Origin of the sequence: Nereida ignava (assembly GCF_047114695.1) — a bacterium.
GTDB lineage: Bacteria > Pseudomonadota > Alphaproteobacteria > Rhodobacterales > Rhodobacteraceae > Nereida > Nereida ignava.
Map to the genome: position 1 here is coordinate 19,641 of NZ_CP112886.1, position 26,409 is coordinate 46,049.

General features: G+C 54.7%; 24 protein-coding genes. 5 read left to right on the plus strand and 19 right to left on the minus strand.

Annotated features, from left to right (window positions below; translation table 11 throughout):
* Window positions 1-23: 23 nt before the first annotated feature.
* Together crtB and OLX08_RS12225 are read right to left on the minus strand one after the other, a co-directional pair.
* Complete coding sequence (gene crtB / locus OLX08_RS12220) at window positions 24-1,049, minus strand: 15-cis-phytoene synthase (protein WP_391483357.1); 1,026 nt, start codon at window positions 1,047-1,049, stop codon at window positions 24-26.
* Entirely contained in the window at window positions 1,046-2,611 is a 1,566-nt protein-coding gene (locus OLX08_RS12225; RefSeq protein ID WP_391483358.1) for a phytoene desaturase, read from the minus strand. Before OLX08_RS12225 ends, crtB begins: the two co-directional genes overlap by 4 nt.
* Window positions 2,612-2,696: 85 nt before the next feature.
* Between OLX08_RS12225 and crtA the strand changes: the two genes are divergently transcribed.
* From crtA to bchO, 4 genes are read left to right on the plus strand one after another with little or no spacing between them, the layout of a single operon-like run.
* The gene (gene crtA / locus OLX08_RS12230) at window positions 2,697-3,407 is read left to right on the plus strand and encodes a spheroidene monooxygenase (RefSeq protein ID WP_391483359.1); all 711 of its coding nucleotides are present in this window, start codon (window positions 2,697-2,699) and stop codon (window positions 3,405-3,407) included.
* Window positions 3,404-4,429: a magnesium chelatase ATPase subunit I gene (gene bchI / locus OLX08_RS12235; protein ID WP_391483360.1), complete on the plus strand. Its 1,026-nt coding sequence runs from the start codon at window positions 3,404-3,406 to the stop codon at window positions 4,427-4,429. Before crtA ends, bchI begins: the two co-directional genes overlap by 4 nt.
* Window positions 4,426-6,075 carry a magnesium chelatase subunit D gene (locus tag OLX08_RS12240; RefSeq protein WP_391483361.1) on the plus strand — a complete coding sequence of 550 codons (1,650 nt, stop codon included), beginning with the start codon at window positions 4,426-4,428 and terminating at the stop codon, window positions 6,073-6,075. The genes bchI and OLX08_RS12240 overlap by 4 nt, the downstream gene beginning before the upstream one ends.
* Before the next feature lie 5 nt (window positions 6,076-6,080).
* Window positions 6,081-6,941, plus strand: coding sequence for an alpha/beta fold hydrolase BchO (gene bchO / locus OLX08_RS12245; protein WP_391483362.1), 861 nt, complete (start codon window positions 6,081-6,083; stop codon window positions 6,939-6,941).
* 19 nt (window positions 6,942-6,960) lie between these two features.
* Here bchO and OLX08_RS12250 read toward each other — a convergent pair whose 3' ends face one another.
* Both OLX08_RS12250 and OLX08_RS12255 read right to left on the minus strand, forming a co-directional pair.
* Entirely contained in the window at window positions 6,961-8,052 is a 1,092-nt protein-coding gene (locus tag OLX08_RS12250) for a ParB N-terminal domain-containing protein (RefSeq protein WP_391483363.1), read from the minus strand.
* A gap of 4 nt (window positions 8,053-8,056) precedes the next feature.
* Window positions 8,057-9,355: an AAA family ATPase gene (locus tag OLX08_RS12255; RefSeq protein ID WP_048599922.1), complete on the minus strand. Its 1,299-nt coding sequence runs from the start codon at window positions 9,353-9,355 to the stop codon at window positions 8,057-8,059.
* A gap of 567 nt (window positions 9,356-9,922) precedes the next feature.
* Between OLX08_RS12255 and OLX08_RS12260 the strand changes: the two genes are divergently transcribed.
* Complete coding sequence (locus OLX08_RS12260) at window positions 9,923-10,603, plus strand: hypothetical protein (protein ID WP_391483364.1); 681 nt, start codon at window positions 9,923-9,925, stop codon at window positions 10,601-10,603.
* 95 nt (window positions 10,604-10,698) lie between these two features.
* On the opposite strand, the gene OLX08_RS12265 is transcribed toward OLX08_RS12260, so the two are convergent.
* The 15 genes from OLX08_RS12265 to bchF form a co-directional block, all read right to left on the minus strand.
* Window positions 10,699-11,133 carry a c-type cytochrome gene (locus tag OLX08_RS12265; protein WP_048599924.1) on the minus strand — a complete coding sequence of 145 codons (435 nt, stop codon included), beginning with the start codon at window positions 11,131-11,133 and terminating at the stop codon, window positions 10,699-10,701.
* Between the two features lie 75 nt (window positions 11,134-11,208).
* The gene (hemA, locus tag OLX08_RS12270) at window positions 11,209-12,423 is read right to left on the minus strand and encodes a 5-aminolevulinate synthase (protein ID WP_391483365.1); all 1,215 of its coding nucleotides are present in this window, start codon (window positions 12,421-12,423) and stop codon (window positions 11,209-11,211) included.
* Complete coding sequence (gene puhE / locus OLX08_RS12275; protein ID WP_391483366.1) at window positions 12,420-13,220, minus strand: putative photosynthetic complex assembly protein PuhE; 801 nt, start codon at window positions 13,218-13,220, stop codon at window positions 12,420-12,422. Before puhE ends, hemA begins: the two co-directional genes overlap by 4 nt.
* Entirely contained in the window at window positions 13,220-14,269 is a 1,050-nt protein-coding gene (acsF, locus tag OLX08_RS12280) for a magnesium-protoporphyrin IX monomethyl ester (oxidative) cyclase (RefSeq protein ID WP_048599954.1), read from the minus strand. The genes puhE and acsF overlap by 1 nt, the downstream gene beginning before the upstream one ends.
* Before the next feature lie 68 nt (window positions 14,270-14,337).
* On the minus strand, window positions 14,338-14,634 hold the full coding sequence (locus OLX08_RS12285; RefSeq protein WP_048599927.1) for a hypothetical protein: 297 nt from the start codon (window positions 14,632-14,634) through the stop codon (window positions 14,338-14,340).
* Between the two features lie 13 nt (window positions 14,635-14,647).
* Window positions 14,648-15,118 (minus strand): photosynthetic complex assembly protein PuhC, encoded by a 471-nt coding sequence (gene puhC, locus OLX08_RS12290; RefSeq protein ID WP_391483367.1) that lies wholly within the window; start codon window positions 15,116-15,118, stop codon window positions 14,648-14,650.
* A 6-nt stretch (window positions 15,119-15,124) separates the two neighbouring features.
* Window positions 15,125-15,754, minus strand: coding sequence for a photosynthetic complex putative assembly protein PuhB (gene puhB / locus OLX08_RS12295; RefSeq protein WP_391483368.1), 630 nt, complete (start codon window positions 15,752-15,754; stop codon window positions 15,125-15,127).
* Between the two features lie 14 nt (window positions 15,755-15,768).
* The gene (gene puhA / locus OLX08_RS12300; RefSeq protein ID WP_341246327.1) at window positions 15,769-16,539 is read right to left on the minus strand and encodes a photosynthetic reaction center subunit H; all 771 of its coding nucleotides are present in this window, start codon (window positions 16,537-16,539) and stop codon (window positions 15,769-15,771) included.
* 18 nt (window positions 16,540-16,557) lie between these two features.
* Entirely contained in the window at window positions 16,558-17,985 is a 1,428-nt protein-coding gene (locus OLX08_RS12305) for a PucC family protein (protein ID WP_391483369.1), read from the minus strand.
* A complete protein-coding gene (bchM, locus tag OLX08_RS12310) occupies window positions 17,964-18,629 on the minus strand; it encodes a magnesium protoporphyrin IX methyltransferase (protein WP_391483370.1) in 666 nt (221 codons plus the stop codon). Before bchM ends, OLX08_RS12305 begins: the two co-directional genes overlap by 22 nt.
* Before the next feature lie 3 nt (window positions 18,630-18,632).
* Window positions 18,633-19,529 carry a ferredoxin:protochlorophyllide reductase (ATP-dependent) iron-sulfur ATP-binding protein gene (gene bchL, locus OLX08_RS12315; protein ID WP_048599933.1) on the minus strand — a complete coding sequence of 299 codons (897 nt, stop codon included), beginning with the start codon at window positions 19,527-19,529 and terminating at the stop codon, window positions 18,633-18,635.
* A 21-nt stretch (window positions 19,530-19,550) separates the two neighbouring features.
* Window positions 19,551-23,090 carry a magnesium chelatase subunit H gene (locus tag OLX08_RS12320; protein WP_391483371.1) on the minus strand — a complete coding sequence of 1,180 codons (3,540 nt, stop codon included), beginning with the start codon at window positions 23,088-23,090 and terminating at the stop codon, window positions 19,551-19,553.
* Window positions 23,080-24,615, minus strand: a complete 1,536-nt coding sequence (gene bchB, locus OLX08_RS12325; protein ID WP_391483372.1) for a ferredoxin:protochlorophyllide reductase (ATP-dependent) subunit B — start codon at window positions 24,613-24,615, stop codon at window positions 23,080-23,082. The genes OLX08_RS12320 and bchB overlap by 11 nt, the downstream gene beginning before the upstream one ends.
* Entirely contained in the window at window positions 24,612-25,880 is a 1,269-nt protein-coding gene (locus OLX08_RS12330; protein ID WP_048599936.1) for a ferredoxin:protochlorophyllide reductase (ATP-dependent) subunit N, read from the minus strand. The genes bchB and OLX08_RS12330 overlap by 4 nt, the downstream gene beginning before the upstream one ends.
* Window positions 25,877-26,377, minus strand: coding sequence for a 2-vinyl bacteriochlorophyllide hydratase (gene bchF / locus OLX08_RS12335; RefSeq protein ID WP_391483290.1), 501 nt, complete (start codon window positions 26,375-26,377; stop codon window positions 25,877-25,879). The genes OLX08_RS12330 and bchF overlap by 4 nt, the downstream gene beginning before the upstream one ends.
* Window positions 26,378-26,409 lie beyond the last annotated feature (32 nt).

Sequence of the window (26,409 nt, forward strand, 5' to 3'; positions counted from 1 at the left end):
TCACCTTTCGCGTGAGTACCCCGTTACCTAGTGACGATATTCGTTTTGTCCATTTGTTCGCGCGCCTTTAAGTCAGACAGGATCGCCAGAACGTCATCACCCCAAAACGGTCGCGCAGGCGTTTTGCGCGCAGCCGCATCAACCAAGAAAGCCACTTCGGGCAAGGGCCGTGCATATACAACGGCAGATTGTGGCATCATAATGCTCGCCCCTGTCCGCAAAGCAGCCTGTGCGATCCAGCCCAGCTTTTGCCCCTTTGATGTGTGGGCACGGGTGCTAATCGTGTCATAGCCCGCTTTTTGCACCTCGCGACCGATGCCACCATAAATCAAACGGGCCGCAAAAATACCGGTCCGCGCCTTGAGCGGTAGCGCCGAAATCCCCGCTTCAGACCGCATGTAAAGCCGGTTTGCATCCATCACCAAGCGCCGCACCATCGCGCGGATTGCCTTGCTAGGGCGCGGATCAGCGAACACGTCTTCTGCACTCAGTCCAGCTGCGTCCAGCCATTCGGTTGGTAAGTACATCCGCCGCTCGCGGGCGTCTTCGCCAACGTCACGCGCAATATTGGTCAGCTGCATCGCAACGCCCAGATCACACGCACGCGCCAAGGCATTTTCATCCCGAACGCCCATCAAAACACACATCATCGCGCCAACAGCAGAAGCAACACGCGCGGAGTATCCATAAAGCTCCTCGAGCGTTTCATACCGCCGCTCAGTCGCGTCCCACGCTAAGCCCTCCAACAGCGCCTCAGGCAAAGCGCGCGGCATTTCGAATTGCTCGATAATGGCAGCAAATGCGCGGTCCGCAGGCGCATCAAATGGGCGGCCTGCATAAGCGCGATCAAGACGTTCTTGCAACCGCAAAACAGCCGCTGCTTTGTGGGCGTTCAAATCAACCGCATCATCAGCAAGCCGGCAAAATGCATAAAGCGCAAGCGCAGGGTCGCGGACTTTTGCGGGCAATAATTTACTTGCCGCATGAAATGAAAGCGACCCATGGCGGATCGCTTCTTTGCAATGCTCAAGATCTGCTGGTGCGATCATCGGACAGCCCTTTCCGAAAGAACAGGTTCAACCCCGCTTGGAGCAACATCAGGCACCATCTTGGCCAACACCTCTGCACTGCTCACAACACCCGGCACACCCGCACCGGGGTGCGTACCAGCACCCGCCAAAAACAATCCCGATACTTCTTCTGAAACGTTGTGAGGACGGAACCACGCACTTTGCAGAATACGCGGCTCAAGACTAAAGCCCGATCCATTTGGCGAAAGATACCTGTCGCGAAAATCTTCAGGCGTAAACGTAACTTGCTCTGTGATTTTATCCGCAAATCCTGGGATATGCTGTTCAAGAACGGCGCTCACTTTGGCGCGATATACTTCAACATCACGCTCCCAATCGACGCCATTTTTGTGACCCAGATGCGGCACGGGACTCAATACATAAAACGTGTCATCCCCATCAGGCGCTACCGTTGGATCGGTCAAGCTGGGCCGGTGAATGTACAAACTAAAGTCATCTGCAAGCTTACCCTTAACGAAGATATCCTTCAGAAGCGCCTCATAGCGCGGACCATTCACAATGGTGTGGTGCCCGACATCTTTCCACTCACCGCGGGTGCCTTTGGTCCCGAAATACCAAACGAAAAGACCCATCGACCATCGGCGGCTTTCCATCTTTTTGTCCGTCCAGCGCGCCCGCTTATGACCGCGCAAAAGATGCGTATAGGTATGACCGGCGTCCGCGTTACTGACCACAATATCAGCATGGATCATCTCACCGCTCATCATCCGCACACCGCAGCACCGCCCCTGTTCAACCATGATCTCATCGACCACGCTGCCCATTCGGAAAATGCCGCCCTGCTCTTTCACCACATTGGCCATCGCATCGGCTAACTTCTGAACCCCGCCAATCGCATAATGCACGCCAAAGCGTTTCTCCAAATATGCAACTAGCGCGTACATGCTTGTCACTTTGCGTGGATCACCGCCGATAAAGAGCGGGTGGAACGACATAGCCATGCGTAGTCGCGCATCCTTGAACCGCGCCTTCGCAAGGCCCAGAATGGATCGGTCCGCACGAAGCGCTGCGAACAACGGCAATACCTTTATGGTTTCCCAAATGCGGTGCATCGGCTTGGCGACCATGCCCTCAAAACCAACCACATAGCGGCGTTCAGCATCTTTAAGAAAACGGCGGTAGCCCTTCACATCCGCAGGGCTAAGACGTGCAACTTCCGCCTCCATTTCGGCTGTATCTTGCATCGCCCGAAAGCGGCTGCCGTCAGGCCAGCGCACTTCATAGAACGGATCAAGCGGGACCAACTCCACGTCATCTTCAAACTTTCGGCCACAAGCTGTCCACAAATCTTTGTAAACCTGCGGCACCGTCACGATGGTCGGCCCCAGATCAAACCGGTGCCCGCCCTTGGTAATCGAAGAGCCACGGCCGCCCACACGATCCAGCTTATCAAGGACCGTCACGCGGTACCCCTTCGCCCCAAGCCGCATCGCCGAGGCAAGCCCGCCAAGCCCCGCGCCAATGACAATCGCATGAGGTGCGGCATCACCGCTCGGGAATCGTGGATCAAGATCATTCATAACTGTCACTCTCGCACTGTCAGGTTTACTTGACAACACTTTCGTGTAAGCTTCGGTTGACACTCCTAGCCAAAGTGACTCGTAAATGACCACCCAATGCGTCAGCATCAGCTTCTACAGGTTCGGCCCACTCAGGGCGCGACTATGGGCGCTCGCCATGATGGGCGCGGCACGGTTCAGCATTGGCAAAACGCCACACATCGGCTTTTGGAAGCTCTGCGGCTCAGGAACCGGCGAAGGGTTCACCCCGCTCCCCAACACCCAAGTTTACGCCATCTTGGCCACGTGGCCCAATACGCAAATCGCCCAAGAACAGAGCCTATCTGCCCCGCTATTTCGCCGCTACAACGCCCGCGCAGACGAAAGCTGGACAGTCTTTCTGACACCCACATCCGTTCGCGGTGCATGGTCAGGCAAAGTTCCTTTCATTGAAGCCGCTGACACCGAAGGCCCCCTTGCCGCGCTTACGCGCGCAACGGTGAAAACCCGTAAAGCCCTGCGGTTTTGGAAGCGGGTTCCAGCCATTTCTTCAGTTATCGGGGCTGATCCCAATGTTGCCTTCAAAATCGGCATCGGAGAGATGCCGTTGCTGCATCAAATCACCTTTTCCATCTGGCCAAATGCTGATGCGATGGCAAATTTCGCCCGAAAAGACGGCCCACACGCACGTGCAATCAAGGCTGTCCGCAGTGACGACTGGTTTGCAGAAGAACTCTACGCCCGCTTCCGCGTTTGCGGTGAAGCCGGCACATGGGGCGGCGTTTCGCCCCTCGCACAACTGAAAGAAATCTCATGAAACAGCCCTTCCCCTTCTCCGCCATCGTCGGTCAGGACGAGATGAAACAGGCAATGATCCTCACCGCGATTGACCCCTCAATTGGCGGCGTGCTGGTCTTCGGTGACCGAGGGACGGGCAAATCGACAGCCGTGCGCGCGCTTGCCGCCTTGTTGCCGCCAATTACAGCCATCAGAGGCTGCCCAACCAACTCAAAAACCTCTGCGGATTGCCCGGATTGGGCCGCAATCGACACGGAACAGACTGTGGAAATTCCGACCCCTGTCGTTGATCTACCCCTTGGCGCCACCGAAGACCGCGTTGTGGGCGCATTGGACATCGAAAAGGCTCTTACACGGGGCGAAAAAGCATTTGAAGCAGGCCTGCTGGCGCGTGCAAACCGTGGATATCTCTACATCGACGAGGTCAATTTGCTCGAAGATCACATCGTCGATCTTCTCTTGGACGTGGCCCAAACCGGTGAAAACGTGGTTGAGCGTGAAGGCCTGTCTATTCGCCATGCCGCGCGCTTTGTTCTTGTCGGCTCTGGCAACCCAGAAGAGGGCGAGCTGCGCCCCCAACTTCTTGATCGCTTCGGTCTGTCGCTTGACGTTAGCTCTCCCAATGACGTTGAGACACGGGTCGAAGTGATCAAGCGCCGCGACGCCTACGAGCGGGACACGACCGCCTTCCTTCAAACATGGGCTGTCAAAGATGCGGAGATCCGCGATGACATCATCAAAGCCCGTTCGGTACTGGCGAAAATTAAGACGGATGATGCAATTCTGGCTGATTGTGCGGCGCTTTGTATTGCGCTCGGCTCCGATGGCCTGCGCGGAGAGCTTACCTTGCTTCGCACAGCGCGCGCATGGGCCGCCTATCAAGGCCGCAACAAAGTAATTCGTGAGGATTTACAAGCCGTTGCACCAATGGCCCTTCGCCATCGCCTTCGTCGCGACCCCCTTGATGAGGCAGGCAGCGGCGCGCGCGTCGCACGTATTGTGAACCAAGTCTTCAACACCCCAAGCGTTGCCTCTGCATGACCAGTCCCGCACCAGCATGGTCTCTCGCTGAACGCGCGTTAACCTTGTTGGCGCTTAACCCGCGTCTTGGTGGCATTTGGGTGAAAGCACGTAACGGCCCCGTCCGTGACCGCTTCAACGCCGCCTGCGATGCACTTCCCCTGCCCTGCCGCCGGTTACATCCGCGGGTTTCTGACGAACAGCTTTTCGGCGGCGTAGACATTAGCGCTACGCTTCAAAAAGGCTCTGTTGTGGCCGAAAAAGGGATGCTGCACGACCCTTCGACACTTGTTTTGACAATGGCTGAACGCACAGAGGGACCACTGGCCGCGCGGCTTGCGCAAACATTGGACGCAGGCGATCACACACTGGTCGCATTGGACGAAGGGTTAGATGAAGAAGGTGCTGAACAACTTTCCCCTGCTCTAGCGGAACGGCTTGCATTTCACGTAGATCTTGGTGGGATACGGCACACAGATGTCAGCGTTATTACCCTGCCAAGCAATATCGATCTTATAACCGCTGAAACACCCAGTGAGGTAATTAAATACCTCACTTCGCTCTGTATTCAGTTTGGCGTTGATGGCATTCGTGCGCCTATGTTTGCTGTTGAGGCCGCACGCACACATGCGGTTCTGTTTAACCGTCAAACACCCAATGCCGACGATCTGAAGGCGGCCGCTGAACTGGTCATCGCACCCCGCGCAACTTGCATGCCATCCGATCAAACTGATGCACAAGAAGCGCCTCCTCCGCCTGATAACACCGGTGACAATTCACCAGCCAATCAATCCGCAGAGATTATACCGCAAGACATGGTGATCGATGCCATTCGCGCGATGCTGCCACCGGATGTTCTCGCTCGATTAGCCAAGGCAAAAGCACAGCGAAGCGCCCGAACAGCCAGCGGTTCAGGTGACAGCAAAAAGGGGAACCGCCGCGGTCGCCCCCTACCCTCAACCACCGGCAAGCTGGATGGCACCAACACAATTGACTTAGTCGCAACCTTGCGTGCCGCCGCACCTTGGCAACCATTGCGTCGACGTGGGTCTACACGCACCACGCTCGCCATCCGCCCATCCGACATTCGGGTCAAACGCTTTAAGGAAATGTCAGACAGACTTATGATTTTCACTGTCGATGCATCCGGAAGTGCTGCCATGGCACGACTAGGAGAGGCAAAAGGCGCAGTTGAGTTGCTGCTAGCACAGGCCTACGCCCGTCGCGACCATGTGGCGCTGGTGGCGTTTCGCGGTGAAACAGCCGAAACGATTTTGCAACCGACGCGCAGCTTGGTCCAAACGAAACGACAATTAGCCAGCTTGGCAGGTGGTGGTGGAACGCCTCTAGCGGCCGGCCTTAAAGCTGCCCTTGATCTGGCACAACAGGCCCGAGGGCGCGGCCTGACACCCACAATCATCACGCTGACCGATGGACGTGCAAATATCGCCCTTGATGGAACAGCTTCTCGTGTCCCCGCGGGGACAGATGCCGAGATGATGGCCCAACATATCGCAGCACATAACATCGCAAGCATGGTGATTGATGTGTCTAACCGCCCACATAGAGCTTTAGAGACCCTCTCCAGCCGCATGATGGCGCCCTACATCGCCCTGCCTCGCGCCAACGCACAGAAGCTCTCTCAGGCCGTCTCAGGCGCTTTGTAGAGAACATGGACCTGCTGCCCCGCCTGCCCGCCTATTGGCCCCACAAAGAGCACTCTCAGATCATTCCCTGCAGGCCGCACAGGTGGCACGTGCAAATCATGGGGAGCGGACCGCAATTGTTGCTCATCCACGGCGCTGGTGGCGCAACGCACTCATGGCGGGACGTCATGCCACTACTTGCACAAACACACCAAGTCATCGCCGTTGACCTGCCAGGTCAGGGGTTTAGCCAACTTGGCTCACGCGCCCGCTGCGGGCTTGATGCGATGGCCACAGATCTTGCTTCGCTGCTTGCCCAAGAAGGCTGGGAGCCAAGCGCAATCATCGGGCACTCCGCCGGTGCCGCCATTGCACTTCGACTTGCGGAACTTGGCGTGTCCCCGCGGGGACAGATCATCGGCATCAACGCGGCGCTCGCAAATTTCAAAGGCATCGCAGGCTTTCTATTCCCTGCGTTCGCCAAGCTGCTGTCCCTGAACCCCCTGACAGCACGTATCTTTACTGCCACCTCTGGCAACAGCGCAGCAGTTGAGCGCCTGATAACTGGGACAGGCTCAAAGCTAGATGAGAATGGCCTGAAGCTCTATCAGACACTGATCTCACGGCGCTCACACGTTGACGGTACACTCGCCATGATGGCGCATTGGAAGCTCGATGGGTTGCTCGAACGACTACCCAACATGCTCAATCAGACGCTCTTCATTACCGGCTCAAACGATCAGGCTGTTCCGCCACGCACAAGCAACGCAGCAGCCTCACGTATGCCAAACGCGCAAGTGCAAGAACTCAGTAAACTTGGACACTTGGCCCATGAAGAAAGCCCGCAACAGGTGGTCAACCTGATACGGGCCTTTATCGAAGAGTAACTGTCCCCGCGGGGACGCATCACTTTGGATCAAGCGCTTCCCAAAACGCCGCTACTGCCGCCTCAAGCCGCGCACGCTCAACGGTGGTGAAATCCATCTTCGATTGCATCGAAAAACTTCCCTCTGCGGCGACGCACTTCACCTGTCCCCGCGGGGACATCAAACGAAGGGTGGTCTTGGCAGTCTCACGAGGCGTGGTTTTGGGGGTATTTTTTTCAGCCACAAAGGCACGCAACATCCGAAGCTCATCGGCCGCACTCTGCCCATTTGCGTCAAGCAAGCGCTGCTTCAGAACGCTGACGAGTGCAGGGTTTTCATCAAGCTTTTTTCCCACCTCAAGCCCAAGCGCCCGCGGGATTACATCCACATGGACCAAGCTTGGCTCAAGCCGCTGGTATAGCTTTGCAAAGTTTTTAATGTAGGCCCGCTTTTGCCGGCCTGCGCTTGCAAACAAATCGTCGATAGCTTCATTCACATTAGAAAACGCTTTGTCAGACGACCGCAAGTAAGCCCAAGCGATCGCTGCCATTTCACCAAAACCGATACCTTTGCGCACGATGTTCTCATCGACCATCCGGCGATACAAAGAGCGGTCTTCTTCAGTCCTGGCGATAATTCCAACTGGAATTTCAGCAAAACGCTTTTCACCGGTTTCCTTGTAAAGCTCGCGGAACGCAGTTAGGCGCCGATACCCCTGAACCAATTCATAACCGCCATCTGCCTCCAGCACCTGAATAGGATTTGAAAGGCCGATATCGCGGATCGAGGCTTTCAACTCATCAATCTCAATATCGCGGACCGCCTTGCGATCACGGGTCAGCAATTCGGCTCTAACATCGGTAATATTGACTAAACGCGTAATCAGGCCGGCTTGTTTTAGGCCTACTAACTCGTGGGCGAGACGGTCGTTTTCGGCACGAATAGCAGCCTCTGCTTCTGCACGCTCTGACAAAGCGCCAGCGTTCTCAGCGATGGCTGATGCCATAGGGCCACGCCGGTCATGGGGTGCCGACGGGGCAGGGGAGCCAAACATCGATTTAGTCTCTAACTGCTGTGTTTGTGTCTGTTCTGCTTCATCAAAATCAATATCGAATACACGACGCTTCTTCATAGCATTACTCCAATTCTTCCCACGCACTTACAAGGTTAGTCCGAAATTCTTCATAGGCCTGATCAAAGGACGCCCGCGCACGGCGCCAAGTCTCACGTGTCATATCCCTGTAATCGATCTCGTAAATGGACGACAGGAAGCGACCTGATTGCTCAACGGCACGGGTCATCTCGATGGGATGTTCGGTAACTCTATCTTCAAACACTTTAACAAATGCCTGCTGCATCGCACGGTGCAGGTCATTGTTTGGCTCAAAACGGGTCAGCAAAAAGCGCACATCAAGGAATGCCTTGGGAAGGGACATCGTCCCCGCGGGGACACCACTGCGGAAATGCGCCAAGTCCTCAAGAGCCTCGGACAGCTGGCCGATAAATGACGTCGTAGAGTCATACTCCCAGTAACCCGGACCAGACGGAATATAGAGAACGTCCGCCGCAAAAACGGCATTCATCGACTGGTATCCAATTGCAGGCGGGCAATCGAAGATAATCATATCATATGCGTCTGGTGGCAGCTGATCGAGGTAGCGCGAGACGGCAGCAAAAAACGACCACTCTGGGTTCACATGGCGATACTGCGCAGAGGCGAATTCGACAAAGGCCGCATTGGCGCAAGACGGCACGATATCGATTGTGGGCCACGACGTCGGCTTAATGAAATCCGTCACCCGCAAATCGGCCAACCCCATATCCGTAATTGAGGAGGGCAGGCTACGCTTGGGCAGGGCCGCACCGCTTTCAGCGCCCATACTTACATTGGCGTTCATCGCCTCTGTTTGGTGAATGAGGTCGCGCGCCATGACGCCCCAAACCGTAAATTCCTCATCCACATCCGACAGGCCCATCGAATGGGACAGCGTCGCTTGGGGATCAAAGTCCACGCAAAGAACGCGGTACCCGTCAAGCGCAGCAGCGTGGGCAAAGTGCAGCGCAACGGTGGATTTTCCAGCACCCCCTTTGAAGTTAGCAATTGCTGCGCGAATGGCCCGCTTGCCCGAGGGGCGCGGCGGCATGAGCGACTTTCGGTTCACCTTAAGGCGGCGGCGGATCTGGTTGATTTCCTCAAGGGAGTACCAGCGTTGGCGCCCATCTTCCTCAACCAACCCTTGGGGCAGGGAGGGGTCTGACGCCAACCGCCCGCGCAACGTCGATTGGTTCACCTTGAAGATAAGCTCGCCCACCTCCCAACTGGAAAACCGCCGCAGAGTTTTTTCCATCTCTGGCGAATAGGTTTGCTTCCTAATAACACCCTGCATTCGCAAGGACTGCGCTTGCATGCGAGCTAGATCTTCATGTGAAAACATTTCGAGCCTTTGACATAACCTGTCCCCGCGGGGACGCTTTTAGATGCTGTTGTCCTGATTTACGCCTAATTTGCGAAAAAAGCAAAAGGGGATAAAGATGAAATGGTAAAAAAGCGAAAATAGCACGTAGCGGCTATTTTTGTGGGAATCGCAAGGCGCTGCTGGAACCAGTGAGCATCTACGTGCTGGCGAGTGTTCCAAACTAAGGGGGACACATATATTGTCGCCACTACATATTGGGGGACAAAAAAGCCCTAATAGGTGTCAGCCAAGGCGTCCCCCTATACCAGTAATACCAAAAATATCATTATTGATTAGTGGTTTTGAAGCGCTCAGAAAAACTGAACTTGACAGAATCGAGCCATTGGACGCAAATCAGACAAGAGATTTGATTTAGCGTTGAGTTGCAGCACAAGTATGTGTAGTTCTGCGCCATCAGTGTAAAAAAATAACATAATAGTAGAGACAACCAAACATGGTGTCGCTGCATGAGGCAAAAAATATCGCGACCCAAAGCACCTGCCAAAAGAGCGGAGCTTTATTCGAAAGGGCGCGAAAAGGGCGGATATGAACGTTACCCAAACTACTGGGCGCAATGCGTCCGTGGTAAAATACGATGTGCTAACTGCTATGGGCGCCTATGCCCTGGCACACGGCAAACATGAGCAGCGGTTAATACTGCGATTTATTACACTCGTTGTAGCGCGCTATAATTGGCAGCGGGATGAGTTGGCCGTAGGGCAAGTTGAGATTGCTCGGCTTTGGGCGGTGGAGCCCCGCACTGTTAAACGTGAGATGGCTAAACTTAAAGCAATGGGATGGCTTGTGGTTCACCGCCAAGGGGCGCGTGGGCGTGTAACTCAATATGGCCTTGATCTGGAATGCATACGACGTGTGACACGGCCACAGTGGGATGCTGTTGGCCCTGATTATGCGTTGCGTATGGAAGGTGTGCCAGAAAGTGCGAAGGTAGTGCCGTTGAAGGCACGCGGGAAAATAGCCGCGCCAGACCTAAGTAGTGGGACAGAGTGGAGCTTGGCCCAAGGTGTACTTCACAGTCAGGACGAGGGCGCATATGGCGCGTGGTTAAGCGCGCTGGTACGGGTTGAGCGGGCAGGGGGACGGTTGGTCCTTCGCGCGCCGAGTAAATTTCATGCTGCTTATGTTCAGACCCATTTAATCGAACAAGTGAATGCAGCGTGTCGAGCTGTCGATCAAGACGTGAGCGAAGTTGTCTTGGTGGTCTAAGCTGCGGAGTATCCAGTTTCGCTAAAAAAATGGCCGCCCCCTAACGGGGACGGCCATTGCTTTTCACAAAGAAAAACAAATTTTTTATTTTTAGATCAGTTAGCCGGCGCCAGCGACGCAAGGTACGCGTAAATGTTCACAGCATCTTCTTCTTTACGTACTTTATAGCTCATTTTGCTGCGGCCTTTTTCACCTGTAGCTTCTTTCAGGTACCCTGTTGGGTCCTGAACATAAGCGACAAACGATGCTTCGTCCCATACGAGACCAGCATCTGTGCCTGCTTTCATCAGCTTGGAGTAGCGATAATCAGACTGAGCGATCGCGTTGCCAACAACGTTGTAAAGGTTTGGACCAGTTGGCTTTTTCTTGCCAACAATGTCATTGCCGTCTGCGTCTTGAACCCAGTGGCATGTTGTACAGTTTTTGAATGCATCTTCACCAGCAGCAGCATCACCAGAAGCGTGGCCGTCTGCAAAGGCAGCGCCACCGATAGCCATTGCGGCGGTCAGGGTAAGTAGTGTCGTTTTCATAAGTCTATCTCCAACGTTCATTCCAATAATTAACTTAGGGCCAAAGTGCCGCAGGTAAAGTTAAGCCCGCTATAATCACGCGACTGCGTGGGAAACCGCGCATTGCTTCCACAGAGTGCTAAGCGCATTCACCAAATGATCGATGTCCGCATCTGTATGGCAGGGGCCTGGTGTAAAGCGTAGCCGCTCAGTCCCTTTTGGCACTGTGGGGTAGTTAATGGGCTGCACATAAATGCCATACTGCTCCATCAGGTAATCCGCGATCATCCGCGTTTTAACAGGATCTTTGATCATCACGGGGATAATGTGGCTTTTGTTCATCAGGTGCGGGATGCCAGCGCGATCAAGTTTGTGACGCAGCTGCGCGACTTGGGCTTGTTGGCCTTTACGCTCAACATCCGATGTCTTGAGGTGCTTGATAGATGTTTGCGCCGCTGCTGCCACTGCGGGGGGCAGGGCAGTGGTAAAGATAAAGCCAGAGGCAAATGAACGGATAAAGTCACACAGCGCCTCGGAGCCAGTGATATAGCCCCCAACAACACCGTAGGCCTTGCCCAAGGTGCCTTCGATCAGTGTGATCCGGTCAGCAAGCCCCTCACGCTCGGAAATACCGCCGCCGCGCGGGCCGTACATGCCAACAGCGTGGACTTCATCGAGGTAGGTCATCGCGCCGTGTTTCTCAGCGACTTCAATGATTTCACGCATCGGGCAGATGTCACCATCCATTGAGTAAACACTTTCAAATGCGACGATCTTTGTAGTGTTGGCGGGCAGGGCAGCCAACTTACGATCAAGGTCCTCAACATCGTTGTGTTTCCAGATGACTTTTTGTGCCTTTGAATGGCGGATTCCTTCGATCATCGAGGCGTGGTTGCCTTCGTCTGATAAGATCACAGCATTGGGCAGTCGCGCGCCAAGGGTGCTTAGGGCGGCCCAGTTCGACACATATCCAGAGGTGAACAAAAGCGCACTTTCCTTGCCGTGCAGATCAGCCAACTCATTCTCAAGGGCAAGGTGGTGAATGGCGTTGCCAGAGATGTTGCGCGTCCCACCCGCGCCGGTACCACAGCTTTCGGCGGTGCGTGTCATGGCGGCAATCACGTCAGGGTGGTGACCCATGCCAAGGTAATCGTTTGAGCACCAGATTGTGACATCGCGCGCTTCATTTTGGCCGTGCTCGGACGCCTGAGGGAACTTACCCGTGTGACGTTCAAGCTGTGCAAAAACGCGGTAATTGCCATCGTCTTTGAGTTTGTCCAACTGCTCATTGAAAAGAATATCAAACGTCATGACGTGGTCCCTTTTGTTTTTGTGGGCGCAGGGGCGGGGAGCATCCAGCGCCATAGTTTTTCGTCAGGCAATGGAATGACCATTAACCAGTGTTCTAGTAATGCCAGCGCAGTGATGGCGGTGAGTAGGGTAAATCCGGCCACTTCTGCCTGTGATGAGGCAGAATATAGCCGTTCAAGCCAGCAGGCTGTCGCGAATGTGAGCGCGGTGACCGATATAGGAAACAGCCAATTGACCCGTGCGTGGCGAAAATGGCTCGGCAAATGTGCCAGTGGTTTTGGTAGAAATTCTGTGTTGATCTTGGGCACCCCTAAAAAGAGGTTCAGCTTGGCTGAGATGCGGGCGAAATAAAGCACCGCGTATGTCCAAAGACCAAAGATGTTTTCGGCATCTTGGCTGACCCAAATCATTGCAACAAGGGCCGCGGTCAACAAAATCTCGTGGTAGGCAACGGTGCCCCATGCACGAATAAAGCGCTCAAATGGTGAGGTGTTAGGCGGTAATTCAGCGGTGTTTGGCCCGGTGATAATGCCCGTCAAGAATGCCAGCTCAATCCATCCCCAAACGGCCAAAGCGGACAAAAACCCGATATAGGGCCCCGCCACTCCGGTTTGAGAGAGCGAGACGTAAAATGCCGCAGCGCCCGTAAGCAGGAACGGCAAACCCCATAGAACAGCACATAGGCCAGCGGTGCCCTCGGCGCGGTCAGCACGGCGCACGATCACAAGGATCGCGCCCGTGGAAAACCACCACAAGAACAACGCGCCAAGCGCAGATATCCACGGGGTCGCCAGCATTAGTAGGCGGGTTCCATCATGGTGCTTGCTGGACGTTCGTGATGCACAACGGGGATGGAGTAGAGCACAGCAAATGCGGCCGCCGCGCGGGCGGTTCCGATGAATTGCTTGATTTTACCAGCAACGCCGCGCTGGCGTTTGCCAGCGGCAATCTGAACGTTGGCGTCTTGCAGTTTGTCGAGCCCTTTGCGGAAGCGCGGGTGATCGATATCAAGAGTGAACGGATAGATCTGTTTGCTGATTTCCGATGTTTTGCGGAACACCTCCATGCCGTACCACGTTACATCTACGCCCAAGGCTTCGTGGAAAACGGGGCGCTGGTGGTCGCGAACCCACATTGTGCCGTAAACGGCCGTCAGGAAAAACTTGATCCAGAGGCGGTTTTGGCGCGATTCCGTCAGTTTAGGGTCTGTTTTCATCAACAACGCAAAGGCTTCACCGTGTGAAAACTCATCGTTGCACCATTCCTCAAACCATTTGAAAATAGGGTGAAAGCGGTGCTCGGGATGCTTTTCGAGGTGGCGGAAGATCGTGATGTAACGCGCGTAGCCAATCTTTTCTGATAGATACGTGGCATAGTAAATGAACTTTGGGCGGAAGTACGTGTACTTCTTTTGTTGGGTCAAAAAGCCCAAGTTGACCGCAATGCCAGCTTCGCGCAGTGCATCATTGATAAAGCCCGCGTGACGGGCCTCGTCGCGGGCCATCAGTTGGAAAAGCTGCGTGATGTCTGGATTAGAACCGCGGCGCTTCATTTCTTTATAAAGTACACAGCCCGAGAATTCAGCGGTACAGCTTGAGATCAAAAAGTCGATGAATTCGGCACGCAGAGCAGGTTCCATGCCGTCCCAATCGACGGTATCCCAATCAGCATTTTTCTTGAAATGGCCTTTGTTTGGGTCTGCTTCCATTTGGCCGATCAGGGTGTCCCAATCGTGGCGCACGTTTTCAACGTTGATGGCGTCCAGTTCATTGAAATCAGTTGTGTAAAAGCGCGGGGTGAGAAGCGTGTCCTGCATCGCAACATCGGTTGCTTTTTCCGACGTCATGGCTTCGTTGGTACCATGCAAAGCGGTGGGGGATGCGTGACCGTTCAGGTCTTTGGGGGTTTGGATGTTCATACTGTAACCTCCTCAGAGAATGAAAACTCGCAAAGCTCAATAAATTCCAGATCACCGGTCAGGCGTGTCCAAGCGCGCTCAAGACCACTGGCGCGGGTGATGACAGCGGTGCGGCTTTCTTCGACGATTTCGCCGAAAGGCGCCATGATCTCGGCCCCTTGGACCAAGACGCTATCACCGGGGTGAATGACTGCTCCGTTGTCAAAACGCACATGCGCGCTGAGCTCTTCAAAGCGGTGCGAGATGCTGACAGTGCAGGGTGCTGTTTCTTTTGATCGGGTGAATAATCCCATGGTTCCGGTTCCCTTATTGATCGAGCAGCGTGGCGAAGGCTGCCCAGTTTTCGGACCCAAACCCCATCAGGTCTGCGCTCCAGTTGGTTTGGTCATCGATGATGGCGACGCGGTTATTGGCAAATTGTACAAGGCGAACGGGCGCGCTCATGTCCATGTTGTTTACGGTGCGATTACGCTCAACGACGCGTGACATCACGCCCATAAAACCACCTGCGCCCGGGCCTGCATCAAGCAACACTGTACCGTCGATATCAGCGATATACGTGGCGCCTGAGATTTCACTTTTCATCGTGATCGTACGTTCTTTCACGATTGGTGAAGCCGGCAGGGCACTGGCCGATGGGCGGTCTGACCAGACCGAGTAGGCCGACAAAGCGACTGCGCAAGCGATCATGAACAACACACCGCGGATCAGCGTGCGCGGGATCATTTCGCGGTCTTTGTTCAACATTTTACGGGTTTCAGAAGGGGCAAATTGCATGTCAGTTTACTCCGCTGGAACGGCGTCAGTGACGCGTGTGATAATTGGGGCTTCGGATACCCGCGTCTCCGCTGCGGCGGCCAAAATCTGTGCGACATTAGCGGCGTCAGGGATGCAACGGAGAGCGGGTTCCGTGTGGGCCATCCGCCAAGGGCGAACGTGGGGCCAACACATTAGGTAACTCATGCGGGTCTTGCCCGATGTTTGAAGCGCGATGGTGCCATGACCGCCAGAAAGCAGCGCGAGGTTTGCGTTCTTTACCCATTGGTATGGCAGGTTCAGGGTCATCGTCAGAGCCGCCCCGATGCGCATGGCAACGCGGCGGTTCGTAATTGTGTAGACCGTGTTACGGGCCTGTACGTATGAAATCAGTGCCAGCACAGCGACTGTTGCCGCTGCAAAAATTGCAAACGGTAGTACAGACAAAAGTGCGTGGGCAAAGGGTGCGACCCCAAGCACAACGATGAAACGCCACAGTGCGAACAAAGCGAAATAGCCCATGAGCCATTTCAGGCCCCAGCTTTCTTTGGTCAGGCTCCACCAATTGGGGCGTCCTTGCCAGAGGATTTCTTCGCCCGCGGGCAGTTCCTCTGGCAGACCTTCGATGGGTTCAACTGCGAAATCGTCGTGTGACATGGGGTCGGCTTTCCTTAGGCTTGGGGTTCCAAACGGCTTGGGTCCGCATAAAGCGTGCCGCCGCCGTAGTAGGCTTGGATCTTCTCTTCCTCGAGCAACGTCACAGTGGTTGCCGATTTTTGGGTCGGAATACCTTTGACGTTGTGCGAATAAATTGAGCGGATCTTGAGGTGGTTTGATTTGATACGCGCCATTTCACGGGCCACCAGTTTGGTGCCGCCGCCAAATTCTGCGTCAACTTCATAAGCGAAATAACGCACCAGCTGTTCTGGTTCATCGATCCACATATCTGTGACGCGACCAACGACTACGTTATCGCCTGTCATAACCGGCAAACCACGTGGGTCACGGCCAGCAGACACGCGGAATGTGTCAACGCTCGACATGGGGATGATCTTGGGGTGGCCTTTGCCATCAAGCTCTGGGTGATCTTGACGCGCAGCCCATGCACCCGGACCAACGCCGTCCATCATTGGATCACCGGTTGGCTCGAAAGGCAGACCGTTTATCACGCCAGTTTGCTCAAGCGCCAAATCTGTACGGGCTTGGCGGTCAGGACCGGGAACGGTCACCTCGCCGCGGCCATGTGGCAGCTTAAACGTTTTGGGGTTTGGCACAGGGAAGGGGCCTTGGTTGGCGGCTGTTTCACCGTTATCATTTTCAAGCGGATAGCCTTCACGCATGTTTTCGGTTTGCAGATAGTAAATCAGCAGCGCGAAAAAGCCGTAAAAGCCCCAAAGAGCGACGCTCGCCAAGTCGATGTTTCCAAAAATAGTTCCGTCCATTTTCTTTCTCCGAATGTGTCAGGTAGGGAAGTCAGCCAGACCGATCTGACGTCCTTGCTGAGTGGTCTGTGTCCCGCGTCGCACAAGGGGCCCCAAGGCGATGAGCGTGACAAAAATAAGAGCAATTTCAGTGTGATAGACAACTGAATAGCCCGTCGATGGCGTGGCGAGCGCCGGTCCGAAGTTCCCGTTAAGTGCGGCAGTGTTGACCACATCGCGGATGGTACCGCCAATGAGGATCGACAGGCCTGCGGCGGTCGCTTGCGCGGCGCCCCAAGCCCCCAATGCAAGGCCGCGGCCTGCGTTGGGCAAAGTCATTGCTGCGGTCAGCGTGGCGACTGCAAACAGCCCTCCACCCAAGCCGATCGCGGCGCTTCCAGTGTAGAAAAGGAATACTGAATTGAGTGGTGCAGCGAACACAACGCATGTGAAAGCACCCACTCCAACAAGCAGGCCACGGCCCGCCATGAGATGTGTGTTTAGCCCACCGCGCAGCCATCTAGCTGCAAGTGCAAAGCCCAGAAGTGCGCCAGACGCCCAAAGCGCTGTAAGCAAAGTGGTGGCCGATACAGATAGCCCCAAGACTTCGCCGCCGTAAGGCTCAAGCAATACGTCCTGCATATTGAAAGCCATGGTTCCCAAAAAGATGACAACGATTAGGCGGCCAGCTTGACCGCCGGCCATGAAATCTGACCATGCATCTTTGAAAGTGGGGCGTGGTGCTGCATCACGCTCGGCCTTAGATTTGGGCACCAGCTTTTCTTGTTTCCACAAAGCGACAATGTTCAAAACAAGGGTGATTACGGCACAAGACTGAATGACGCGAACCAGCCGCAGATCACCAAAGTCGCGCAGGAAATACCCAACGATTACGGCGGACAGTCCCATCCCGACCAAGAACATGACGTACAAAAGAGCCACAACGCGAGGACGTGTTTCATCATCTGCGCGGTCTGCGGCCAATGCCAGACCTGCGGTTTGGGTCATGTGCATCCCAAGGCCGGTCATCAAGAAAGCTGCTGCTGACAGAACCTCACCTGCCCATTCGGGACCGGCTGCTTGCTCAAATCCCAGTGACAGAATGGCAAATGGCATTACCGCTAAGCCGCCGAACTGCCACAAGCTGCCAAACCATAAGTAGGGGATGCGTTTCCAACCCAGGGAGCTTTGCAAGTTGTCTGATTTGAAGCCCAAAAGTGCGCGGAACGGCGCAGATAAAACAGGCAATGCGATCATGAGTGCGACAATCATTGCCGGTACTGACAACTCAACGATCATAACGCGGTTTAAAGTGCCCAACAGCAAGACAGAGGCCATGCCGACAGACACTTGGAACAGCGACATCCGCAAAAGCTGTCCGAGGGGAAGACCCTCAGACGCGGCATCCGCAAATGGGAGCCATTTTGATATGCGCTGCGTTTGGCTCACTTGGTCACTTCCAAACATTCAGAGATATAAAAACCCGAGCTGATCCGCGCGACGCTGCGCAGATTACCGTCTACAAGGCGCGCCAATTTCTTGGGCGCATGTGGGATCATCACGGGGCTGCGGTCACGGCGCGGAAACAATTTTCCCATGCCGAAAAACGCCATCAAGAATGGTGTGCGCGGCGCAACGGTGAACACAATTTTACCGCTTGTGCGTTGGAATAGGGTCGAGATTGAGCGGTTAATGTCAGCGGCGTCATAGTAGATCAAACTATCCATTGCGACCACGTGATCGAAGTCACCAAGCGCGGGGTCTAGCATATCGCCTGCGTGAAATGTCACTTGATGTGACAAGGCATCTGGCAACCGCTTGCGTGCGATTTCCACTAGTGATGGCGAGATATCGACTGCGACTACCTCGGCGCCGCGCAAGGCCAGTTCGTGGGTCATTTGACCCGCGCCACAGCCGGCGTCCAAAATTCGTTTTCCGCGCACATCACCAAGGGTGTTGAGCATTGTTTCACGCATCCGGTCCCGCCCCGCGCGCACGGTTTCGCGCACCCGCGACACAGGCGCGTCTGAGGTCAGGCGCTCCCATGTTTTGGTCGCGGTTTGGTCGAAGTATGTCTCGACGCGGGAAAGGGTGCGGTCGTATGCGGTCATGGTTTAATCGAAGCCCAACAATTCAAAGATTTCGCGGTCAGGCAGAGGCGCAGGTGCAAGCGCTTCAGTGCCGTTCCAAAGTGTCTCCGCGAGCCGGATGTATTCCTTGCGAACCTGTACGATTTCTTCCTCATCAGGCATCTCAAAGAGGGTCTTCTTTTTGAGGCGTGAGCGGCGGATGGCATCAAGATCAGGCATGTGTGCGATGCGGTTGAAGCCAACGGTTTTACAGAACCGGTCTACTTCATCCGTCTCGCGTGACCGGTTGGCGACGCAGCCCGCGAGGCGGACTTTATAGTTGCTGGATTTTGCTTGAACGGCGGCGATAATCCGGTTCATCGCATAAATGCTGTCAAAGTCGTTTGCGGTGACGATCAATGCACGGTCAGCGTGTTGCAAGGGGGCAGCAAAGCCGCCGCATACCACGTCGCCCAAAACATCAAAAATCACTACGTCCGTGTCTTCAAGCAAATGGTGCTGCTTAAGCAACTTGACTGTCTGGCCAACCACATAGCCACCACAGCCGGTACCCGCCGGAGGGCCACCTGCTTCAACACACTTAACGCCGTTGAAACCCTCAAAAACGAAGTCTTCGGGGCGCAGCTCTTCTGCGTGAAAATCCACATCTTTTAGGATGTCGATGACTGTTGGGACAAGTGAGCCCGTCAGAGTAAACGTGCTGTCGTGCTTGGGGTCACATCCAATTTGCAAAACCCGTTTGCCCAGCATTGAAAATGCAGCAGACAAGTTGGACGAAGTGGTTGATTTACCAATGCCGCCTTTGCCATAGACCGAAAACACTTTGGCGCCTTCGATTTTCATTCCGTCATCCTGATGGACCTGTACGGAGCCTTCGCCGTCTTGGCCTCTCAGGATGGGGGTGCTTCTGTCTAGTGCCATGTTACTTCTCCCTATGCGGCTCTATTGCGCCGCAATTCCTTCCATTTGATCCTCGAGCGCATCGGCCGCATCTTGCAGCGCGGCGAGTGTTTCCGCGTCGGGGGTCCAATAATTTCTGTCGCTTGCTTCAAGCAGGCGATTGGCCATGCGTACCGAAGCTTGCGGGTTCAGATCCGCCAGCCGCTGGCGCATCGCGTCGTCAAGAACGAAGGTTTCAGAGAGCCGTTCATAGACCCATTCATCCACTTGGCCGGTCGTTGCTGACCAGCCCATCGTGTTCGTTACGCACGCCTCAATTTGGCGCACGCCTTCGTGTCCGTGTTGCAGCATTCCTTCGAACCATTTCGGGTTGAGGCTGCGCGATCTGGTTTCAAGGGCGACTTGCTCGGACAAGGTGCGTACTTTTGCATCACCCATTGTTTGATCGCCGATGAATACGGCCGGCTCAGCGCCGCCTTTGGCGCGCTTTACCGCCCGAGCAATACCGCCGAGCGTATCAAAATAGTGGTCAACGGTGGTGACACCCAGCTCAACACTTTCAAGATTTTGATAGGCTACATCCACATCCTTAAGCTGTTTTTGGAGCAGGTCTGCTTGTGCCGCTGCCTTTCCATCCATGCCGTAGGCGAATGACTTGCGCGCCTCATAGGCATCGGCAAGCTCGTCTTCGTTATCAAAGGCGCTGGCATCCACGAGGGCGTTTACGTTTGACCCATACGCGCCGTTGGCATTGGAAAAGACCCGCAGTGCTGCGGTTTCCAGATCAACGTCCATTTGCTCTGCATAGGATAGTGCATGTGCACGCACGAAATTTTGGCTCGTTGGTTCATTGGCGGCTGCGCATTTATAGGCGGCCTCGGCCAACATCTTGGTCTGTAAAGGTAGCAGGTCGCGGAAAATACCAGACAGGGTCATAACCACATCAATGCGTGGGCGCCCCAGCTTCTCTAATGGAATAAGATCAGCCCCTGACAAACGGCCATAGCTGTCAAAACGGGGCTTTGCGCCCATCAAAGCAAGGGCTTGTGCGATGGGGCCGCCATCTGATTTGATATTGTCGCTGCCCCAAAGCACCAGCGCGATGCTGCGTGGAAGTTCGGCTTGAGCGTCCAGCAATACTTGGGCCTGCTTATGGCCATCGCGTAATGCAAATTCTGTTGGCATTCTGAACGGATCAAACGCGTGAATATTGCGGCCCGTGGGAAGGACATCGGGACTACGGATCAGATCACCACCTGCAACAGGGGCAATATAGCGCGCGCTTAATGCATGCATGAGCGCAGGTAACTCAGTGTCCTCTTGCAGCAGTGCATCGACGCGGGCGCGGGCCTCAGACGATTGATCTGCCATTGTGGAAACGTGATCGTGACGGGCCGCATCAGACATTGGTTTGCCAACGATATGGAGCCCCTCGGGGATCAGCGCGTGCTCTGTTTCAAGCAGCTTGAGCCAAAGGCTTTCAGGATCACGACCGTTCATATCAACAGCGTTAGCTTGGTCGCGGATCAGCTGTTCTAGATCACTGCGTGACGGATCGTTTTGGGCAGTGCCACGGTACCGGGTTAACGTGTCCTTCAGGGCGTTTAAGCCTTTATAGAGACCGGACTTGGCAAGTGGTGGCGTCAGATGTGTAATGGTTACGGCGTTACTACGGCGTTTTGCTAACGTGGCTTCAGACGGATTATTCGATGCATAGAGGTAGACGTTTGGCATCTCACCGATGAGCCTATCTGGCCAATCCTGCGCGCCGAGGCCCGCTTGTTTGCCTGGCATGAATTCAAGTGCACCGTGCATCCCAAAATGCAGCAAGGCATCGGCTTGATATGTGTTGCGCAGCCACAAGTAGAATTGGGCGAAAGCATGGGTGGGGGCGAACCCTTTTTCAAAGAGTAACCGCATGGGGTCACCCTCATAGCCAAAAGTTGGCTGAACACCGACAAAGACGCTTCCGAAATGTGCGCCCAAGATGAACACGCCGCGACCGTCTGATTGAACTTTGCCGGGGGCGGGGCCCCAAACGCTTTCAATAGCGGCTAGGGGCGGTGTATTTTCAACGATATGATCGGCAGAAACGTGATCAGCAACGTTAGCTTCTTGACCGTATTGGGCGCTGTTGCCCTGCAAAACGACCGTGCGAAGGCTGTCCACATCTGTGGGCACTTCAACGTCATAGCCGCTGGCCTTCATTTTGGTCAGCGTATTGAAAAGGCTCTCAAATACGGACAGATACGCCGCGGTTCCAACGGCGCCGGCATTTGGCGGAAAGCCAAACAGTACAATGCCAATCTTTTTGTCAGCGTTTTCTTTACGGCGTAGATTAGCCAGCCGTGCCACTTTTTCTGCCAACACATCAATGCGTTCATGACACGGTGCCATGGCTTTGCTGATGGTACTGGCTTTGCACATATATGCGCAGCCCTGACAGCCCGTTTCACTGTGGCGACCTGCGTAGACTGTGGGGTTTGTGGCGCCGTCAATTTCGGGCAGGGCGATGAGCATTGTTGTTTCAACGGGACCAAGGCCACCGTCGCTGGACGACCATTGGCTCAGCGTTTGAAATTCAAGTGGATGAGCAGCGACATACGGAACATCAAGCTTTGTAAGTGTTTTGATCGCGGCGTCGCTGTTGTTGTAGGCCGGTCCACCAACAAGGCTGAAACCAGTCAGTGAAACCATCGTATCTACGCCGTTGAAGTATTGCTCAATGGCGGGGCGACCATCGAGGCCCCCTGCAAAGCCCGCAATAACGCGCATTCCTTTTGCTTCAAACGCGCGGATGACTGCATCATAATGAGCGCAATCCCCCGACAGGATGTAGCTGCGCAACATCAGAATTCCGACTGTTGCAGTCGCATCGCTCTGCGGCAATTCAGCAAGATCAGTGACGATTTTCGTACCGGTAAGCTCTGGGTGGTACAAGCCAACTTCGGGGTAATCGATGGGGGCGGCAGCCTCAATTTCGTTCCAGCCGCGATTTTCAGAGTAACGGCTTACTAAAAATCGGAGCATGGCCTCAAGGTTGTCGTCTGATCCACCAAGCCAATACTGCATCGATAGAAAATACGCGCGGAGATCTTGGGCTTTGCCGGGGATGAACTTAAGAATTTTGGGCAGGCGGCGGAGCATTTTCATCTGGCCTTCGCCTGACGCCTGCTTGCCTGTCTTTGGCTTGAGCTTTTTAAGGATGGCCATGGCGCCAGAGGTCGGCTTGGACATATCCAAGTCGCCCATCTTGGTCAGGCTCGTAATGCTTGGGTCCGCAATGACGCCAACAAATGCGTCAAGCGAAGGTCTGCGCGCGATCATGTTCGGCAAAATCGCCTTCAGGTGATCTTCAAGAAACAGCAGATTGCCCACAATAATATCTGCATGGTCGATGTCGTGACGTGCGGTTGCAAGTGCTTCTGGGTTATCGCCCCATTCAGCAGCTGCGTGAACGCTTACTTCAAGGCCTGGAAAGTCAGCGCGCAAGTTTGGCATGGCGCGCGTGATTGATCCGCCGGCGTGGCGATCAAGCGTGACGATAGCCACGCGATAAGGGATGCTTACCTCATCGCGCATAATGGGCCTTCGCCTCGTAAAGTGTATCGACTGAAATTTCAGTCATGCCTTGATCCAGAGCGTATTTTTCAGTGTTCCGCTTGGCTTTGCCGCGCACAAAAAAAGGAATTTTCTTTAACTCGCGTTCTGCGTCTGCGAGCCAAACAGCAACGTCAGTGCCTTCTTGAACCGCAGCCGCGACTGGCGCCTCAGCAGGACGATCAATTGGTTTTGGTGCATGTCCGCCGTGGTGGCTTGGTCCCGCTTCGTCGTGGAATTCAAAATCATCGCGGAACATGTGCAACAGGTGCTCTTCAAGGCCCATTACAAGCGGATGGATCCACGTATCAAACAGGACGTTCGCGCCTTCAAATCCCATAACGGGAGAGTAACGTGCGGGGAAATCTTGTACGTGCACGGGTGCGGAGATGACGGCACAAGGAATGCCAAGGCGCTTGCCGATGTGTCGCTCCATTTGGGTGCCGAGGATCATCTCGGGTTGCAGCGCCTCAATGGTTTGCTCAACCTCAAGGTAGTCATCGCTGATCAGGGCTTCGACGCCGATGTCTTTGGCAAGTGCACGAATGTCACGTGCGAACTCGCGATTGTAGCAACCTACGCCTACAACTTCGAAACCCATCTCGTCTTTTGCAACGCGGGCTGCGGCCTTTACGTGGGTGCCATCGCCAAAAATAAAGACGCGTTTGCCAGTCAGATATGTGCTGTCGACGGATTTGCTCCACCACGGCAATCGCAAGCGGCTTTCGTCCACACTAGGCTCTATTCCGCAAATTTGGCACACCTCTGCGATGAAATCACGGGTTGCGCCAACGCCCATTGGAACCGTTTTTGTGTAAGGCTGCTCAAAGCTGCGCTCGCACCAGCGTGCTGCGGCCTCACCGGTTTCAGGGTAAAGTAGCACGTTGAAATGTGCAGCGCCCATACGGGCAATGTCGCTTGGTGTTGCGTCAAGCGGGGCGCAAACATTCACATCAATCCCAAGCTCATAGAGGAGCGCTGTGATTTCTTGGATGTCATCGCGGTGACGAAAGCCTAATGCTGTGCCGCCAAGGATGTTGCAAGAAATCCGTGACGTGCGCTCGCAAGGTTTGGCCAGAGCTTTGACGATCTGGTAGAATGTCTCGTTGGCCCCAAAGTTTTCTTTGCGCGAATAGCTGGGCAATTCCAACGGAATGACTGGCACATTAAGGCCCATTGTTTCGGCAAGGCCGGCGGGGTCATCTTGGATCAATTCAGCAGTACAAGAGGCGCCCACAATGATCGCTTCGGGCTGAAAGCGATCATAGGCGTCTTGGCAGGCGTCTTTGAATAGATGCGCCGTATCACTTCCCAAATCGCGGGCTTGAAATGTGGTGTATGTAACTGGCGGGCGGTGGTTGCGCCGCTCAATCATAGTAAACAGAAGGTCCGCGTAGGTATCGCCCTGTGGCGCATGCAAAACGTAGTGCAGCCCTTTCATTGCAGTTGCGACACGCATCGCACCAACGTGGGTTGGGCCCTCATATGTCCAAACGGTGAGCTTCATAGGTCAAGCACCTCGCGGCGGCGGATGGGACGCGAGAAAAGTCCAGCAAGATCACCGGCTTGCTCATAGAAGTGAACCGGTGTGAAGACTAACTCGATCGCCCATTTGGTTGTAAGACCCTCGGCCTCGAGTGGGTTTGCCAATCCTAGGCCGCACACTGTGATATCTGCGCGGGCCTCGCGTGCGCGGTCCAATTGCAGATCAACGTCTTGTCCTTCGGAGATGGTTGGACCTTCCGGGATGAGCGCGAGGTCAGGACCAACAAGGCCTGCGTGCAGGTACGGTGTTCCGATTTCAAGCGGGGTCATCCCACATTCGGTCGTCAAGAAGCGCGCTAACGGGACTTCAAGCTGGCTATCTGGAAAGAAGAAGATCGACTTGCCGCGCAACTCTTTCGCTTGCGCATCAATTGCCTTGCGGGCGCGGGCGCGCGGCGCTGCTGTGACGCGCTCAAAAGTTTCTTCATCGACGCCAAACTCAAGAGCAATTGCACGCAACCATGCGGTGGTACCCTGTTCGCCAAACGGAAACGGCGCAGGAATATGGCGTGCGCCGCGGCGCTCAAGCTCTGCGTGGGTATCACCCAAGAAAGGCTGTAGAAGCGCAAAAACTGTGTTTTCGCCAATACCATATTGATCCGCTGCACGGGAAGCGGGCAAAGTTCTGATTGGACCAACGCCCATTTCAGTCAGTAGCGAAACAGCTTGATCTTCGACCACGTCGGGCAAAGCACCGACTAAGAGCAATTCGCGTTCATCGGTTTTGGGCAGTACGGGCACCATTGAGGCCAGACACGCGTCCTCGCCTTGGGTGAATGTTGTTTCGATACCAGACCCACTGAAGTTTAGAACGCGGACGTTAGGCGCATATTCTTGCGTCATACGTTCTGCGGCGCGCGCAAGATCCAGCTTAATCACCTCTGAGGGGCATGATCCGACCAGAAACAATTGCTTAATGTCAGGCCGTCTTGACAGTAGGCGCGCAACTTCGCGGTCAAGTTCTGTGTGCGCGTCAGCAAGTCCTGCAAGATCCTTTTCCTCAAGAATCGCGGTCCCAAAACGCGGCTCTGCAAAGATCATGACGCCTGCTGCTGACTGCAAAAGGTGGGCGCAGGTACGACTTCCGACAACCAAAAAGAATGCGTCTTGCATTTTGCGGTGCAGCCAGATGATGCCTGTGAGACCACAGAAAACTTCCCGCTGTCCGCGTTGTTTCAAGACGGGGCTATTGGCGCAGCCAGTTGAAATGGGGCTGTGATCATTCATGCGGTTACGCCTTGATTTGGAGTTGCTTCAAGGCGGGCCATCCGGAGTTTCCAAACGAATTGCGCAGCGTTGATTACATAGATTGCATAGGCCGCGAGCGCGACCAGCATTTGTGCCTTGGGAGAGAGCGCGCCGCTCCATAAGGCCCATAAATAAAAGGTATGAATTGCAATAACGACAAAGCTTACAGCGTCTTCCCAAAAGAACGATTGCGCAAAAAGATAGCGCCCAAACACAACTTTTTCCCAAATCGCGCCTGTCACCATAATTGTGTAGAGCGCGAAGGTTTTTAACAGAATTGAAGCGGTTGCCGCGGCGTAACCTTCGCCAGTCATTAGGTACCTGATGACTAGAGCTACGGAGATGAGGAAAATGATGAATTGCACGGGCGCAAGTACACCCTGCACGAATGTCCAGATGGTCGCGTCTCGGCGGGCGCGTTGCTCTGGCGTATAGAGACTGCGGCCCTGATTTTTGTGCGACGATTGCGCAGACATAAGACCGACTCCCTGACAAGCGGTGTGGGATG

Bases quoted from the DNA above. Each gene is read 5' to 3' on its own strand.
- puhC (WP_391483367.1), bottom strand. From the start codon at position 15,118: ATGCAATTTGCCCCTTCTGAAACCCGTAAAATGTTGAACAAAGACCGC.
- puhB (WP_391483368.1), bottom strand. From the start codon at position 15,754: ATGTCACACGACGATTTCGCAGTTGAACCCATCGAAGGTCTGCCAGAG.
- OLX08_RS12260 (WP_391483364.1), top strand. From the start codon at position 9,923: ATGAACGTTACCCAAACTACTGGGCGCAATGCGTCCGTGGTAAAATAC.
- bchB (WP_391483372.1), bottom strand. From the start codon at position 24,615: ATGAAGCTCACCGTTTGGACATATGAGGGCCCAACCCACGTTGGTGCG.
- bchF (WP_391483290.1), bottom strand. From the start codon at position 26,377: ATGTCTGCGCAATCGTCGCACAAAAATCAGGGCCGCAGTCTCTATACG.
- OLX08_RS12250 (WP_391483363.1), bottom strand. From the start codon at position 8,052: ATGAAGAAGCGTCGTGTATTCGATATTGATTTTGATGAAGCAGAACAG.
- bchL (WP_048599933.1), bottom strand. From the start codon at position 19,529: ATGGCACTAGACAGAAGCACCCCCATCCTGAGAGGCCAAGACGGCGAA.
- puhA (WP_341246327.1), bottom strand. From the start codon at position 16,539: ATGGACGGAACTATTTTTGGAAACATCGACTTGGCGAGCGTCGCTCTT.
- OLX08_RS12265 (WP_048599924.1), bottom strand. From the start codon at position 11,133: ATGAAAACGACACTACTTACCCTGACCGCCGCAATGGCTATCGGTGGC.
- OLX08_RS12320 (WP_391483371.1), bottom strand. From the start codon at position 23,090: ATGCGCGATGAGGTAAGCATCCCTTATCGCGTGGCTATCGTCACGCTT.
- acsF (WP_048599954.1), bottom strand. From the start codon at position 14,269: ATGACGTCGGAAAAAGCAACCGATGTTGCGATGCAGGACACGCTTCTC.
- bchM (WP_391483370.1), bottom strand. From the start codon at position 18,629: ATGACCGCATACGACCGCACCCTTTCCCGCGTCGAGACATACTTCGAC.
- OLX08_RS12225 (WP_391483358.1), bottom strand. From the start codon at position 2,611: ATGAATGATCTTGATCCACGATTCCCGAGCGGTGATGCCGCACCTCAT.
- hemA (WP_391483365.1), bottom strand. From the start codon at position 12,423: ATGACGTTTGATATTCTTTTCAATGAGCAGTTGGACAAACTCAAAGAC.
- OLX08_RS12255 (WP_048599922.1), bottom strand. From the start codon at position 9,355: ATGTTTTCACATGAAGATCTAGCTCGCATGCAAGCGCAGTCCTTGCGA.
- OLX08_RS12305 (WP_391483369.1), bottom strand. From the start codon at position 17,985: ATGTTTGGAAGTGACCAAGTGAGCCAAACGCAGCGCATATCAAAATGG.
- puhE (WP_391483366.1), bottom strand. From the start codon at position 13,220: ATGCTGGCGACCCCGTGGATATCTGCGCTTGGCGCGTTGTTCTTGTGG.
- OLX08_RS12330 (WP_048599936.1), bottom strand. From the start codon at position 25,880: ATGAATGATCACAGCCCCATTTCAACTGGCTGCGCCAATAGCCCCGTC.
- crtB (WP_391483357.1), bottom strand. From the start codon at position 1,049: ATGATCGCACCAGCAGATCTTGAGCATTGCAAAGAAGCGATCCGCCAT.
- crtA (WP_391483359.1), top strand. From the start codon at position 2,697: ATGACCACCCAATGCGTCAGCATCAGCTTCTACAGGTTCGGCCCACTC.
- OLX08_RS12285 (WP_048599927.1), bottom strand. From the start codon at position 14,634: ATGGGATTATTCACCCGATCAAAAGAAACAGCACCCTGCACTGTCAGC.
- bchO (WP_391483362.1), top strand. From the start codon at position 6,081: ATGGACCTGCTGCCCCGCCTGCCCGCCTATTGGCCCCACAAAGAGCAC.
- bchI (WP_391483360.1), top strand. From the start codon at position 3,404: ATGAAACAGCCCTTCCCCTTCTCCGCCATCGTCGGTCAGGACGAGATG.
- OLX08_RS12240 (WP_391483361.1), top strand. From the start codon at position 4,426: ATGACCAGTCCCGCACCAGCATGGTCTCTCGCTGAACGCGCGTTAACC.